The sequence below is a fragment of the Dinghuibacter sp. genome (assembly GCF_035492835.1).
Taxonomy (GTDB): Bacteria; Bacteroidota; Bacteroidia; order Chitinophagales; family Chitinophagaceae; genus Dinghuibacter.
On sequence record NZ_DATJIY010000246.1, the window covers coordinates 1 to 15,103 of the forward strand.

The 15,103-nt window shown below is 58.9% G+C and carries 12 protein-coding genes; 5 read left to right on the forward strand and 7 right to left on the reverse strand.

Translation table 11 applies throughout. The annotated features are described in order from the left end of the window. Positions 1 to 166: 166 nt before the first annotated feature. On the reverse strand, positions 167 to 871 hold the full coding sequence (locus VL547_RS22180; RefSeq protein WP_325582095.1) for a LytTR family DNA-binding domain-containing protein: 705 nt from the start codon (positions 869 to 871) through the stop codon (positions 167 to 169). Then, positions 868 to 1,872 (reverse strand): sensor histidine kinase, encoded by a 1,005-nt coding sequence (locus VL547_RS22185; protein WP_325582096.1) that lies wholly within the window; start codon positions 1,870 to 1,872, stop codon positions 868 to 870. The genes VL547_RS22180 and VL547_RS22185 overlap by 4 nt, the downstream gene beginning before the upstream one ends. A 125-nt stretch (positions 1,873 to 1,997) precedes the next feature. Here VL547_RS22185 and VL547_RS22190 point away from each other — a divergent pair, with 125 nt between their 5' ends. Both VL547_RS22190 and VL547_RS22195 read left to right on the forward strand, forming a co-directional pair. Continuing rightward, positions 1,998 to 3,296 carry an ankyrin repeat domain-containing protein gene (locus VL547_RS22190; protein WP_325582097.1) on the forward strand — a complete coding sequence of 433 codons (1,299 nt, stop codon included), beginning with the start codon at positions 1,998 to 2,000 and terminating at the stop codon, positions 3,294 to 3,296. Further along, on the forward strand, positions 3,280 to 4,227 hold the full coding sequence (locus tag VL547_RS22195; RefSeq protein WP_325582098.1) for an ankyrin repeat domain-containing protein: 948 nt from the start codon (positions 3,280 to 3,282) through the stop codon (positions 4,225 to 4,227). Before VL547_RS22190 ends, VL547_RS22195 begins: the two co-directional genes overlap by 17 nt. On the opposite strand, the gene VL547_RS22200 is transcribed toward VL547_RS22195, so the two are convergent. Beyond that, positions 4,217 to 5,797: a Na+/H+ antiporter gene (locus VL547_RS22200; RefSeq protein WP_325582099.1), complete on the reverse strand. Its 1,581-nt coding sequence runs from the start codon at positions 5,795 to 5,797 to the stop codon at positions 4,217 to 4,219. The genes VL547_RS22195 and VL547_RS22200 overlap by 11 nt on opposite strands. A gap of 14 nt (positions 5,798 to 5,811) precedes the next feature. Beyond that, positions 5,812 to 6,183, reverse strand: coding sequence for a DoxX family protein (locus VL547_RS22205; protein ID WP_325582100.1), 372 nt, complete (start codon positions 6,181 to 6,183; stop codon positions 5,812 to 5,814). A 165-nt stretch (positions 6,184 to 6,348) separates the two neighbouring features. Here VL547_RS22205 and VL547_RS22210 point away from each other — a divergent pair, with 165 nt between their 5' ends. Then, positions 6,349 to 10,296, forward strand: a complete 3,948-nt coding sequence (locus VL547_RS22210) for an ATP-binding protein (RefSeq protein ID WP_325582101.1) — start codon at positions 6,349 to 6,351, stop codon at positions 10,294 to 10,296. Positions 10,297 to 10,537: 241 nt separating this feature from the next. Here VL547_RS22210 and VL547_RS22215 read toward each other — a convergent pair whose 3' ends face one another. Next, entirely contained in the window at positions 10,538 to 11,896 is a 1,359-nt protein-coding gene (locus VL547_RS22215; RefSeq protein ID WP_325582102.1) for an ATP-dependent DNA helicase, read from the reverse strand. Positions 11,897 to 11,922: 26 nt separating this feature from the next. Between VL547_RS22215 and xseA the strand changes: the two genes are divergently transcribed. Continuing rightward, a complete protein-coding gene (gene xseA, locus VL547_RS22220; RefSeq protein ID WP_325582103.1) occupies positions 11,923 to 13,236 on the forward strand; it encodes an exodeoxyribonuclease VII large subunit in 1,314 nt (437 codons plus the stop codon). Further along, a complete protein-coding gene (gene xseB, locus VL547_RS22225; RefSeq protein ID WP_325582104.1) occupies positions 13,214 to 13,420 on the forward strand; it encodes an exodeoxyribonuclease VII small subunit in 207 nt (68 codons plus the stop codon). The genes xseA and xseB overlap by 23 nt, the downstream gene beginning before the upstream one ends. 12 nt (positions 13,421 to 13,432) lie before the next feature. Here xseB and VL547_RS22230 read toward each other — a convergent pair whose 3' ends face one another. After that, on the reverse strand, positions 13,433 to 14,227 hold the full coding sequence (locus VL547_RS22230) for an AraC family transcriptional regulator (RefSeq protein ID WP_325582105.1): 795 nt from the start codon (positions 14,225 to 14,227) through the stop codon (positions 13,433 to 13,435). Positions 14,228 to 14,245: 18 nt separating this feature from the next. After that, on the reverse strand, positions 14,246 to 15,025 hold the full coding sequence (locus VL547_RS22235; protein WP_325582106.1) for an SDR family oxidoreductase: 780 nt from the start codon (positions 15,023 to 15,025) through the stop codon (positions 14,246 to 14,248). Positions 15,026 to 15,103: the final 78 nt, after the last annotated feature.

A 15,103-nucleotide genomic window follows, 5' to 3' on the forward strand; every position in this document is an offset into this window, starting at 1 on the left:
GGGTATCCCCATCGACGGCATACCCTGGGTCCACGAGCGCATTATCTTTTTGAAACCGACGCTGATCCTGGAGACGGTGGCGTTGGTGGCTTTTGGGGTATCGTGGCTGACAAAGGGGGAACTGATCCTGAAGGACCAGCCTGCAACCGGGCGTTGACAAGGTTGCTCAGCGTTTCAGCAACCGCTGTTCCACCAGCCGCATGACCTTCTCCCGGTAATTGCGGCCTATGGGGAAGGATTTATTCCCCATCATGAGCTGGTTCCCCTCGATGGCCTCGACGCGGTTGAAGTTGATGATATAGGACTGGTGCACCTTGATGAACTCGTTCACGGGCAGCTGGCTTTCGAGACCCTTTAGTGTCAGGTAGGCGATAAGGTTCTTGCTCCCGGTGCAGATACTGACATAGTTGCCCAGGCTTTCGATATAGAGGATGTCGCGGACGTCGATCCGCTCGATCCTCTTTTCGCAGCGGACGAACAGGATCGAAGGGTTTAGGCGTCCGTCCTTCATTTCGGCGTATTCGCGGGCCTTTTGCGCTGCCTTGTTAAAGCGGGAAAAGGCGATGGGTTTGAGCAGGTAGTCGATGATGTCGAGCTCGTAGCCTTCCAGGGCGTATTTGGGAAAAGCGGTGCTCAGGATGACCATGGGTTTATCCGCCAGGGTCTTCAGCCAGGTGAGTCCCGACACCTTGGGCATCTCGATGTCGAGCAGGATGAGGTCGGTGGGGTTGCCCTTCAGGAAAAGGTCCGCCTTTGCGGTATTCTCGAACTGCCCGCTCAACGACAGGTAGGGGACCTGCTCTACGAACTCGCGCAACACTTTCCGGGCCACCGGTTCGTCATCCACGATGATGCAACGGAGCTTGTTCATATGCGCAGGGTTAGGTTTACGGTAAACATGCCGTTTTCTTTCCGGATCGTCAGGTAGTGCCGTCCGGGATACAGGAGCTCCAGGCGGCGGCGGACATTGCCCAGACCGATGCCCTCGTGCTCCGAGGCGTGGGGCTCGAAGGAATTCCGGCATTCGAACGACAGCTCCGGCCCGGTCTGTCTCAGACCGATGTAGATGCTGTTTGTCTGTTCGTCGTCGCGCGTGCTGTATTTGAACGCGTTTTCCACGAAGCCCACGAAGATCAGCGGCGCTATTTGCAGGTCGGGGTTTTGTATCTCGGCGCGCAATTCGATGTGCAGGTTGGCGTCGCTCCGGGCCCGCTGCAGGGCGACATAGTTCTCGAGGTATTCGATCTCCTTGCCCAGGCCGATCACGTCGACGTCGGCCTCGTAGAGGTTGTAGCGGAGCAGGTCGGAGAACTGCACGACCATGTCGCGGGCCTGTTTGTTTTCCAGGTCGATGGTCCCGTAGATGGTGTTTAGCCCGTTAAAGAGGAAGTGCGGGTTGACCTGCGCCCGGAGGTATTTCAACTCGGTCTGCAGCTGGTCGATCTGGATGTTCTTTACCTGCTGTCTTTGTTCTGCCCAGCGCTGGGTATACAGGAGCAGGGAGGAGATGAGGATGAACCAGACGGCATAGAAAAGGTTCCATTTGAAGTAGGAGGACGTGGTCATGACTTCGTCCGGCCAGACCACGGCGTCCCAGTATTGCTGGCTTTTGCTGCGCGCCAGGGTATAACCGACCACCAGCAGCAGGACGGCGACGCCATAGACTACCGGTCGCTTGCGTTCGAGCAGGTAGGGGATCAGGAGCAGGGTGTTTCCGTACACCAGGATCAACATCAGGAGCAGCGATATGCCAAGGGGGAGCAGGGCAAAAAGCGGTCCGCGCTTGACGATATAACCCTGCATGTCCATGATCATGAATACCACGTACATCAGCCAGAAAAGGCCGTGGAAGAAGGTGCGCTGCCGGGGCATGGGCTAAATCTACACAATAATGCGGGCTCTTTCGCTTTTCACGGCAGAGACGCCGTTTGCGCTGGCCGCGGCGTCGTTTACCAAAAAATTGCGGCAGGCTTGGAGATAGTCGCTATTTTTCGGTTATGACAAATTCAGTCGCCGCCGACCATGCGGCATTCATCGGGGCCGCCATCTGGCACGGCTCGCTGGACGAGGCCGATGCGCTGCTTGCGCGGCACCCCGACCTCACCCAGGGAGATATCCATATTGCCGCTATCCTGGGAGATTACCCGCAGGTGCGGGAGCTGCTGGCGGCGGACCCATCGCTGGCGACGCGGACGGCGCCTCCCTTCGGGGGAACCGCCCTGGTATACCTCGGGCTGTCCAAATACCTGCGCTTCGGCAGACGCCCTGACACCGATTTTATCCGCGCTGCCACGGCGCTCCTGGACGCCGGGGCGGACCCGAACGCCGGCTTCAAAGCACAAGACGACCACGGGGACTTCGAGACCGCGCTCTACGGCGCCGCTGGCGTGGCGCACAACGCCGGTCTCACGAGGCTCCTGATCGAAAGAGGCGCCGACCCCACCGATGGGGAAGTGGTGTATCATTCTCCCGAAAGCGATGAGCTGGACGCGTTGAAGGTCGTGGTGGAGACGGGCAGGCTGAGCCCGGCGGACCTGTCGCTGATGCTCATCCGCAAACACGACTGGCACGACCCCGATGGGGTGAAATACCTCCTGGAGTACGGCGCCGACCCCAATGTCGCATGGGGGAACCTGTATCCGATCCACCAGGCCATCAGACGGGATAACGGCCCGCGCATGGTGGCGATGTTGCTCGACCATGGCGCCGATCCTTATCGCCAGACCGAAGGCCTGACCGCGATCGCGCGGGCCGCCAGGGAGGGTAGGAGGGACCTGCTGGAGCTCTTTGCCGTCAGGGGATTCTCCACGGCGTTGCCGGGCGTCGACGGCCTCATCTATGATTGTGCCATGGGCAAACCCGTCGAACCGACCGAGGCGCTGATCGCGATGGGCGGTACCCTGCTGGCCAAATTTGTCGGAACCGGCAACGTGCGCGGCGCGCAGGCCCTCCTCGATTCCGGTATCGGCGTCAACACCCCCTTCGCCGAGGGCGACGGCTATTTTGGCATACCCCCGAACAGCCTTCCGATACACGTGGCTGCCTGGAAAGCCTACGAAGGAACGGTGCCGCTGCTGCTTACCCGCGGCGCCGCCGGCGACGTCCCCGACGGCAACGGCCGGACACCGCTGATGCTGGCGGTAAAAGCCGCGACCGAGTCCTATTGGACCTCGCGACGGAGTACGGAAGCAATAGAGGCCTTGCTCATGGCGGGCGCCTCGCTGAAGGGCGTCGCGTACCCGACGGGTTACACGGAAGCCGATCAAGTAATTGCAACATATGATACAGCCATTTGAGATGCAGAACGGGTGGGCGATGGACGTCGCCGGTGGACACGTCTCCGATACGCAGGCGGTATGGGACATCCTGATGGCCAGCCACCGGGGCGACCTGGAAGCCGTACAAGCCGCCGGCCCCGGTCTGATTTACGCCCAATACAACTATACGCCCCCGATACACTTCGCCGTGCGCGAAGGCCATACCGGGCTGGTAGACTACCTGCTTGGAGAAGGGGCGTATGATCCCACCCACATCACCTATCCCTTCAAGGAAAGCCTGTTGACGGTTGCCGAAGACCGCGGCCACGACGAAATCGCCGCGCTGCTACGGGCATACGAAACGCCGCGCTACACCGGGGACAACGGTCGCATTCACTACCCCCGGACTGAAACCGCGGTCGTATTTGAAAAGGCCGTCAATAAAAACGACCTCGCCACAGCCCGCCACTTGCTCAGCGAGCACCCGGATTACGCAAAGGACGAAACATTCTTCTGGGGGGAAGGGATACTGACGAGACCTGTCAAGGACGGCTATTACGAGATGATCGACCTCCTGCTGGAACATGGCGCGAGCGTGCCCGGCATCCTGAAATGGGTCCAGTTCTACTATTTCGAAAGCTACGCCCATGCCAAATACATCATGGAACGCGGCATGAACCCGAACGTCAAAAGCTGGCACGGTGTGACCGTCCTTCACGACATGGCGCAAAAGGGCCACCTCGACAAGGCCGCGCTGTTGCTGGACCATGGCGCTTTTATCGACCCGCTCGAAGAAGAATACCAGTCCACGCCCCTGGGCATGGCCGCGCGCTGGGGACACGTGGAGATGGTCCGGTTGCTGCTCGACCGCGGCGCGGACCGTTCGCTGGCTGGTGCGTCTTGGGCGACTCCGAAAAAATGGGCCCAAAGCAAAGGCCACAAAGCCATAGAAAATATGCTCAGTTCCTGAACCGTGCTTCCTCGAGGTCCAGCTCCAGCTCCTTGTTGCGCAGCAGCTCTTCGGGAAAGGTGTCGTCCCTCCGGAGGTTGACCAGCTCTTTTCGCTGGATGTCCACGAGCTCCAGCAGCAGTTGCCGGTAGCGTGGCAGAAACGTCGGGGTATCGTCCTTTTCTTTTCGTTGTTCGGTTATCCGCACCATCCGTTCGTACCGCTGTCTGAGCCGTATAAAGGCGTCGATGGTCGTGGATTCCTTCCCGTAGTCCGCCGTTATGTGCGCCAGCACGGCGGTGGCCAGCTGTAGCCGGAGCTCCAGTTCGGGTTGCCGGTCGGTCTCGTCATTCGTGATGCGGAGCCATCGGATCACCCACGGCAAGCTCAGCCCCTGGATGACGATCGTAAAAAGGATGACGGAAAAGGTAATAAAAAGGATGAGGTTGCGATGGGGGAAGCGTTCGCCCGTGGTCAGGGTCAGCGGCAGGGCCAGCGCCGCCGCGAGCGACAACACGCCCCGCATGCCGCTCCAGCCTTCGATAAAAACAGCCCGCTTGCCGGGGTCGCTTTCCCGGAGACGGATCTTACGGCTGCACATCCGCGGCAGGTAGGCCCCGGGGTACACCCACGCGATCCGGATCGCCATCGCCACAAGGCTGATCACCAGCCCGTAGCCGATCGCCGCGGTCAGTGAATATTCTCCAAGACCCTTGACGATGAAGGGTAGCTGTAACCCGATCATGATGAACACCACGCCGTTGAGCAGGAACACGAGCACATTCCAGACGCTTTGCGCCAGCAGTCGCGTTTCATAGGTGAAGACGCGGTGTGACCGGTAGCTGAGGAACAATCCGCCGCTAACCACGGCCAACACCCCGGAAAAGTGGTAGTGCTCCGCCGTGATGTACATCAGGTAGGGCGTGATTAGCGTGATCGACGCGTCCACACTCGCGGTAGTGGGCAGCCACCGGTGGATCGCATAGGCGACGCCCCCGATCGCCAGTCCTATCACGATTCCCATCGAAGCCACTTCCAGGAAGTTCACGCCCGCCTTCCACAACACGAAATGGCCCGTCAGGACGGCCGCCAGCGCAAACCGGTAGATCACGATCCCCGATGCGTCGTTGACGAGGCTCTCACCCTCCAGGATGGTCACGAGCCGTTTGGGAAGGTTGGCTTTCTGGATTACGGCCGTCGCGGCCACCGCGTCCGTTGGAGACACGATGCCGCCCAGCACGAAGCCGAGGGCCAGGGGGAATCCGGGGATCATCATATGGGACACCCAGGCGACGCCGATCGCGGTAAAGACAACCAGCCCGAAAGCCAGGAGGGCAATCGGGCGGCGCATCCGCCAGAAATCGTTCCAGGAAGTCCACCAGGCGCTGTAGTACAGTAAGGGGGGTAGGAAAACGACAAATACGAGGTCCGGTTCGAGGCTGATGTCGGGTATCCCCGGTACCAGGCTGATCAGCAACCCCGCGATCACCAGAAAAACGGGATACGACACTTTCAGCTTGTCGCTCAGAATGGCCAGCATGCTGACCGCAAAAAGCAAGGAGATAATCAGGAGAAGGCTGTCCTGGAGCATGCGCCAATATAAGACTATTTCTTCACCGGGAGGTGCTCCCTTAGTCCCGGTTCGCGCAGGTAAACGCTGGCCCAGACCAGGATCCCGAAGACGATGGGAAACACGAAATTTTCACCGGCGCGCCACATGATGGCCACGGCGCCGCCAAGATAGGCGGTCAGCAGGAGCGCGCCCAGGATAAAGGTTCTTGGATAGACATACAGCAGCGTGCAAACCAGCAGCAGGACGCCTAGCAGAGGCGTATGCTCCGGGGGCCAGCCCAGTTTTTGGGACGCCTGGATGGTATGGACTTCCCGGGCGATCTTGGAGATGGCGTCAAAAAGCAGGAAAAGGACACAAACGCCGGAAATGATCCAACCCGTTCGCAAAAGGCCTTTTGTAGTCATGGCAGGGTTTTTTGGTTCGGAGCTAAGGTAGCGTGCACTTGCGGGTCCCAAGGGGTGAAGATGCGACAAATGGGGGCCGGAATGGCGACAAAAACGCCGAAACCCGCTATCTTTGTGGTTTCGCTACCCTCCGACAATCGTCCGTAGATTTTCGGTGTCGTTCTTATGAAACACTTTTTTCGTTATATCTGGTGGGGCTCACTATGCTTTTTCTGCACCCTTCCCTGCTCAGCCCAAACGCTCCAACAACCGCAGCGGGTACTGACTACGGGCGATGGTTTGCCTCAATCCTATATTTCCGGTCTTGTCCAGGACAGCAGCGGATTTGTTTGGATTGCGACCCGGGATGGACTGGCCCGTTATGACGGGGCGCGGTTCAAGGTGTTCCATCACAGCAGCAGGGATTCGAATTCATTTTCTTCCAACGTATTGATCTCGATGGTCCAGGACAGCCAACACCGAATTTGGGTGGAAAGCCAGTCCGGCGACCTGGATCGTTTCGAACCGGCCACCGAGAGGGTCGAACGGGTTACCCATCGGCGGCTCTTCAAAACGCAACCCGTACACTTCGTCCGCCGGGGCTGGCTGGTGGACTGGCGGGAGAATCTCTGGTGCATCCAGCGGGCCGGCGGATTGTACCGCTACGATTGGAGAAAGGCAGCCGTTATTCATTATACGCGGTCGGCTTCGGGTTTGCTGAGCGACACCCTGCGTGGCTTGCTGGCCGATCGCCGTGGCAGGGTTTGGGTGGTCAGCCAGCACGGCCTCAGCGTTTTCGATACCAGCGGACGCCTGTCTGGACAATACGGATTCCCTTTTATACCGGACTTCAACGATTATGCGGAGGTCAATTCGAACCAGGACGACATGGTGGGTGCGTTGCACGAGCGCCCGAACGGGGAAATCATGCTGGGCGACCGTCACCAGCTGATCTTCTTCGACCCCCGTCGGCATACCTTCCGGACGGTCCCGGTGCCGGCCCGGGCCAGTAACGGTGTCCGGTGGATACAAACCGGTCCGGACGGGTTGGACTACCTGGTGGCGGATGGCGTCGTGTACCGGTACTCCGATACCGACGGCCTCAAGGCCATCGGCGACATCGGCCGGCCCGAACTCCGGATCGTCGAGTCCTTCCTGGTGGATCGGACGGGTATGATCTGGCTCGGCACGAACGCGGCCGGCATACACCTGATCGACGTCCACATGCCTTTTTTCGATTCCCACCCCACCCGTTGGTCCTTTCACTACGACGTGCTGTTGAACACCCTCGGTTTGAAGCTCGACCGGTATTTCGGCTGGCCGTCCTCGGAAAGCCAGTACCGGTATTCCAGCTATTATATACGGTCGGCGTACGACGCGCGCGGACGGATGTGGATCGGTCAGGGGAACCGCGTAGGGTATTGGGATACCCTGCGGCACAACATGTGGATGCTCCCGGACATACCGGGCATCGGCCATCCCTCCGATTATACGCTAGGCATCCGGGGTGTGTCCTTTTCACCGGACGGTCGGTTATGGGTCGTCGGGGACAATGGATACGCCGGGTATTACGACAGCGTCAAAAAGACCTGGACAGCGGTCTTGCAACCCGGAGACCTCCGGGGCAAATTCGGACCGCAGGCGGAGCCCACGGATATGGTCGCTGACCGGGATACGTTGTGGATCAGTACGGTGGGCGCCGGTTTGCTATTCATGGACATAAACATGGGGAGTATCCGGCAGCTCGATACGCTGCTGCCCACCAATATGCTGATTGGACTGCAGTCCGATCCCCGGCGTTCCGACGTGTTGTGGGTGGGCACGTATGAAGGCCTCGTCCGCCTCGACAAACACCGCCTGAGCGCCAGGGTGTTCACCACCGAAGACCAGCTCCCCGACAACACGATGTATATCCTGACCGCCGGGAGGGGCGGCTATCTTTGGTTGGGAACGAACAAGGGCCTTTGCCGCTTCGACCCGGTCACGTTCGAGACCCAGACGTATGAGGAAGAGGACGGTTTGCCGGGGGACGAATTCAACCGCTTTCACTACATCCAGCTACCCGACGGACGGCTGGCCTTTGGCGGCACGGACGGCTGGACCATTTTCAATCCGCGGACGATCAGGGTAGACGACTACCAGACGCCGGTCGCGTTCTCCGACCTGGAGATCAACAACCAGCCGGTACATCCCGTCGCGGGTGGAATTTTATCCCTTGCGATCAACGAAATGCAAACGCTCCGGCTGCCGACGGACAAGAATTCACTGACCTTTTACATAGCGGGTCTGGAATACAACAGGCCGCAAAAGCTGATCTACCGATACCAGCTGGTGGGATACAACGACCATTGGGTACAGGTAGGGAATACGCCCATGGCCGTCTTTACCAAGCTCCCCCCGGGAGACTACACCCTCCTGATCGATGCCGCCAACATCACCGGCCGGTGGAGTCCCCTCGTGCGCAAGCTCCATGTGATCATCGCCCCCCCCTTCTGGCGGCGCTGGTGGATGTTTATCGTTTATGGCCTGCTGGCGATGACGGCGATCTGGCAGTTCCAGAACTATGCCGACCGCCGGCAGCGGTTCCGGCAGGAAATGCTCCTGAAAGAACGGGAAGCCGGCCAGCTCCGGCAATTGGATGAGGTGAAGAGCCGGTTCTTCTCGGACATCACCCACGAGCTGCGAACCCCGTTGACCCTGATCCTCACACCGGCCCAGCAGTTGAGCGCGTCCCTGAGACACGAGCCGCAACGGCAGTGGGTGGAGGCGATCGAACGGAATGCGCACCGGTTGCTCCGGTTGATCGACCAGCTGCTCGACTTTTCCAAGATCGAGTCCGGGAGCCTGAAGCTGCACGAAACCGCCGGCGACCTTGCGCAGTTTTTGGGGGACGTGCTCCGTTCCTTTCAACACGAGGCCGACGCCAAGGGCATCGGTCTTCAATTCAGCCATACGCTCCAGGGACGTTTTTACTGGTTCGACGCCGATAAACTGGAACAGGTCATTACGAACCTGTTGTCGAACGCCCTGAAATTCACAGACAGTGGCGGCCGGGTCGAGTTGTTTGCGTCGACCGGGCCAACCGAAGGAGTCCGGCTGATCGTCCGCGATACCGGCAGGGGGGTCCCTCAGGAGCACCTTCCCTTTATATTCAGGCGGTATTACCGGGTGGAGGAGGAGCCCTCCAACCCGCGGGGCTCGGGCATCGGCTTATCGCTGGTGCGGGAGCTGGTGGAATGGCAGGGCGGGAAAGTAAAGGTGGCGAGCCCCGCCGATCCCCCATGGAAAACGGCCTTCACCTTGGACCTGCCCTATCGGGTGACGGCGCCCGTAACCGCGGTGGAAACCGTGCCGGTCGAAGACATGCCAAAAATCCTCCTGGTGGAAGACAACCCGGAATTGGCGGGTTTTATCGCGGACAGCCTGCCCCCGGCCTACCACATCCTCCACGCGGCCAATGGACGGGAAGGCCTGGACGTGGCGATCGTCCGGCAACCGGATTTGATTGTCAGCGACGTGCTGATGCCCATCATGGATGGGATCGAGTTTTGTGCGCAGCTCAAACATGACGAACGTATCAGCCACATCCCGGTCATATTGCTCACCGCCCGGACGGGATTGGACAGCCGGCTCGAGGGACTGTCGGGCGGCGCCGACGACTACCTGACCAAGCCCTTTCACATACAGGAGCTCCAGCTCAGGGTTGCGAACCTCCTCAAACGGCAACACCTCCAACGGGAACGGTTACAGCGGGAGTTGACCCGGGCCTCCCCCCGTGCCGACACCGAAACCTCACCGCCCGTGAATGACCCGTCTTCCAATATATTTCTGCAGAAAATATATACGCTTTTGGAAGAGAACCTGGAGGAGCCCTCTTTTGGGGTAGAGTCGCTGTCCGCCCGGATGGCGATGAGCCGCGCCAACCTGCACCGCAAGGTCAAATCGATGACGGGGCTCGCCGCCGGCGACCTGATCCGGAACTATCGCCTACAACGCGCCGGCCAGTTCCTGAGGGAAGGCTTTAACAGCTCGGAGACAGCCTATAAGGTGGGTTTCAGCAGCCCGGCCTATTTCAGCAAGTGCTTCCGGGAATTTTATGATGTCACGCCCATGGCTTATACCCAGGCCGAATAAAAGTCTGATTTGCAACGATTGTTATAGTCTTTGCAACGGGAGTTATACGGCCGCGGACAGCCGGGGCGTATCTTTGTGCTGTCATTAAGATCCATATCCGTAAGAAATCATTCCTTTTTAATCCGTTTATCCCATTAGTGAGTGTATCCGTTAGCCAACGGTAAACTTTTTCTGGACACACATTCAATATTGTGGTTTCAGAGGTAAGCAAAACGGCCGGCATTTTCATGCGGGCCTTTTTTTATGCTATCCAGTCCCGGTGTGTCAGATGGAGCCGTTTTTTGGCCCGGGTCACCGCGGTATACCACCACCTCAGCATCTCGTCGGCCGGCATCCTGTACATGGACTCCTCCAGGAAGAGGTACACATGGTCCCATTCCCCTCCCTGCGCCTTGTGACAGGTCACGGCATATCCATACCGGGCGCGCAGGCAATTCATATACCGGTCCGTGCGCATCCGGTCGTTGTATTCCGCGGTATTGGGTTTGAGGGCGATATGCTTCATCCGGCGGTTGAAATCGGCCATGAGCCGTTGCTGTTGCTCGCGGGAGAAATTCTGCTCCTTCCCATATAATATGTCGAGCGATAGCAGCATGTCCTGTTCGGCCCCGGTGACTAATGACCGGATGCGGACCTCCTGGAAGTGGAGACCGGCGTGGAGGACGACCTGCCCGATACCGGCCGCCTGGACGAAGTCCCCGTTGGTCAGGCGGGCGCCGGGGTTGTTCTGTGTCACCAGCAATACCTCCTCCGGTTGTAGCGGCCTGTCCAGTTGTTGGTGGAGGTCCCGCCTCAGGGCCCGGTTGATGATACTGACCATCCGGTTACTCCGGGCGATGGCGACCGTATGTTGCGGGCCGTAGTCTTTAAAGCGATTGACGTAGTGTTGAAAAAGCCGTTTGTCGCCGGAGAACAGCTCTACATCCCGGAGGCGGGCGGCCGGCAGCTTGGGACGGCCTTTGGCAGCCATACCGCGGATACGGCCGGCGAGCGTGAGGATGTCGTTGTCCTGGCCGGTACGTTCTATTTTTTCCAGGGTGGCGGTGAGGGTCGTGCGCTGTTGACGCAGCAGCCAGTCCAGGTCCAGGGCCGGGCTGCCCGTCTCGCTCACCGGCGGCAGCTGCCCGGGATCGCCCACGAAAATGACCTTGTGTCCTTTGGCGTGCGCAAACAGGTCGTCCAGCAGGCGTCCCGAGCCAAAGGTGGCGATGCCGGGGTCTTTGGGCGGGAGGTTGGACAACATCGAGGACTCGTCGATAATATAGATGCGCTTGCCCTTTTCGGGCTCGCGAAGCGCAAACGACAAGGTCAGCTGAGCTTCTACCAATTCTTCGAACTGATACAGGTGGCTGTGCACGGTTTTGGCCGTCAGACCGGTCTTGCCCCTGAGTACGGTGGCTGCCCGGCCGGTGGACGCGAGCAGGGAAAATTCGTATTGGTTCGCCTGGAGCCACTGCGCCAGCTGCTGCACCAGGAAGGTCTTGCCGGTACCGGCATAGCCCATGAGCACAAAGGTGTCGGCCGAGGGGTGATCCACAAAGTGTTGCAACAATCGGTATGCCGCCATCTGGCCGTCGTTCATCGTCATTTTTACCGACATCCTAACAAATGTAATTATATTTGACGATGGCTGTTTCCGAGGCACCCCGACGACTTTCCGAGCTCACGGCATTGATCGCCGGAGCGCTGTCCGGCAGGTTCGCCGGCCAGACGTATTGGGTGGTGGCGGATGTCACCAACCATACTTTCCGGTCGGAAAAAAACTACCACTATTTCGATCTCGTGGAAAAGGACCCGGATTCCCGGGCGATCGTCGCGCGCATGCGGGTCAGCTCGTGGGGCAAGGGCTCCCAGTCGATCGGCGCCTTTCAGCAGGCCACGGGCCAGCGTTTCACCAACAACATCAACGTTCTGGTCAATGTTTCGGTGGACTTCCACGCCGCCTTCGGCCTGCAGCTCGTGCTGAATGCGGTCGATGTCAGCTTTACGCTGGGCGTCCTGGAGCAGCAGCGGCAGGCGACCCTGGCCCGCCTGGTCAGCGAGAATCCCGCCGTGGTATCTTATATAGAAGGACTGTATACGACGGCTAACAAAGGACTGCGTCTGAAACCGGCCGTTTTGCGCATAGCGGTCATATCGTCCGCCACTTCCGCGGGCTGGCAGGACTTCCACCATACGCTCGAGAACAACCCGATGGGTTACCGGATCGCGATCGACGACTACTTTACCGTTGTCCAGGGAGAAAACAATGCGGACCAGATCATGGGATGCCTGGACCGGATACGGCTTGCCACGGTGTCTTACGACTGTGTCGTCATCGTGCGGGGTGGGGGAGCGCAGACCGATTTCCTGATCTTCGACGACTATGACCTGGGGCTGGCGGTTGCCACGTATCCCCTCCCGATCATCACGGGGATCGGGCACCAGAAGAACGAGACCATCACCGACCTGATGGCGCACACCCAAACTAAGACGCCCACCAAGGCCGCGGAATTCATACTGGCCCACAACCAGGCGTTCGAGGAAGGGTTGTTGCGGCTGCAGAAAAAGATCATCATCACCGCGCAGCAGCTGCTTGCCGGCCGGTTCAAGCTGCTGGCGCAAATGAACGCCGGGGTCGTCAACCACGCCCGGGAGCTCGTCTTTAACCATGGACAGGCGCTGCTGCTGGCCCGGACCCGGCTGTCGGGCGAGGTGCGTTTTTATCTTCAGAAAAAAGCGGGAAGCCTCGCTCACTATGACTCGGTCATCAAGCTGGTCTCCCCCGAAAACACGCTAAAACGCGGCTTTGTGATGATCCGGTCTTCGTCCAACGGTATCGTTACCAGCGCCGGCCTTTTGGAGCCCGGCGGGTCCGTGGACATGGTTTTTCACGATAGTACCGTAACCGCAATCGTAACCGCAAAAAAAGAACGGGATGGGAGAGAATTTGACATATGAAGCGGCCTTTGAGGAATTGGTCGCCATCAGCAAAGAAATCGAATCGGAGCGGGTATCGATCGACCTGCTTGCCCGGAAAGTGAAACGGGCGTCGGAATTGATCGCTTTTTGCCAGGAGCGGCTCCGCTCCGCGGAATCCGAAGTGGGTAAAATCATTGTCCAGATGGACAAGCCGCTGCCCTGAAGGTTCTGGCCGCTATCCAACTGCCGACGGATTCTTCCCGAAGTACTGTTTGAACGCGTACGAAAAGTGCGCCAGGCTCTCGAAGCCCACCTCCAGGTAAGCGTCGGACGGCTTCACCTTTTTTTCACTGATCAGGAAATGCGCTTCCTTGAGGCGTTGCTCCCGGAGCCACCGGCTGGGCGTGCTGTCGAATATCTTTTCGAAGTCCCGTTTGAACGTGGCGAGGCTCCGGCCGGTGAGGTAGGCCAGTTTGTCGAGCGTCACGTTGTAGCGGAAGTTCCGCAGCATGAAGGCTTTCAGGTCGATCTTGCCGGGCTGGGTGAAGTCGAAGAGGAGGGTTTTCAGCTCCGGGTTGTTCCTGACCAGGAGCATAACGAGCTCCCGTATCTTATGGGCGACCAAGTCTTCCGGGGCGGCTTGCTCTTGATAGGGCACCAGCGAGGTGAGGTAGTTTTTCAGGAAGGCGTCCTCCTTGATCCTTATCGCGGTATCGTGCGGTTTTTTCCCGCCCCGTTCCATTTCCATCCCGGTTTTTTTGAGGGTCTCCTCATCCATGAACACATTGACCGCCAAAAAGCGGCCGCCCCCGGGGGGCGGCCGCTTGATCAGCCTGGCCAGGCTGTTTTTCCTGACCAGCAGCATCTCGCCGCTGGTGAACGAAAGGCATTCACCGGCATCCAGGAGCTGGAGGTTGCCTTCCTGGATATACATGAACGCATGATCCTTGATAAAATGCTCACCCGACCAATAGTCCTCGGTGTATTGTGAAAAGATGATCCCGCCGATGTCCTTGTTTGTCCAAGCCATACGATGAAGTTACACAAATCAGCCAAGCATCGTCCGGGCGATCTCCTTGCGGGAGGCCTCGGCGCCTATTTCGAGCCGGCGCGCATAAAGGGCCTGCGCGTCGGGGCCCGCGACGTAACGCAATTGATCCTTGCCATCGGTGGCGGCTTCGTACACTACGTTTGCGATTGCTTCCGCGGTGGAAAAGTGGAACGCCCCGTCTTCCTTGAATATCCTGCCGAGCATCCCGTCAAAACTTTCCGCATAGGCCTCATGCCGAGCCATGTCCATCGACCGGCCGCCGAAGTCGGTGGCGATACCACCGGGAGAAACCGTTTTTACGCCGATCCCGAGTGTCGCCAGCTCAAAAGCCATGCTTTCACTAAAGCCTTCCAGGGCCCATTTGGTGGCGTGGTATATCGACGCGTACGGAACAGCGAACAGCCCGCCGATGGAGGTGGTGGTGATAAATAAACCACCCTTGTTTTCACGGAAGTGCGGGATAAACGCCTTCATCACCCGGATCACCCCCAGCAGGTTGGTGTCGATTTCCCGCCTGATCTGCTCGTCCGTGGTTCCCTCGAGCGGACCCATCAGGCCATAACCGGCGTTATTAAATACTACGTCGACCTTGCCGGCGTTCTTTACCGCTTCGTCAATTTGTTTTGGATCGGTAACGTCCAGCGGCAGTACCGTTACGTTGTCGATCTTTTGGGGATTGCGCATGGTGGCGATGACATTCCAGCCCTTTTGGGCAAACAGATCCACCGACGCCCTTCCCAGCCCGCTGGAAGCGCCTGTAATAAAAATCGTCTTCATTTTGATTGATTGTGACACAAAGGTATGTCGGCTTCCGGCGGGGGTGGTTTCGCCAATAGCTCAATCTACTTTCGTATA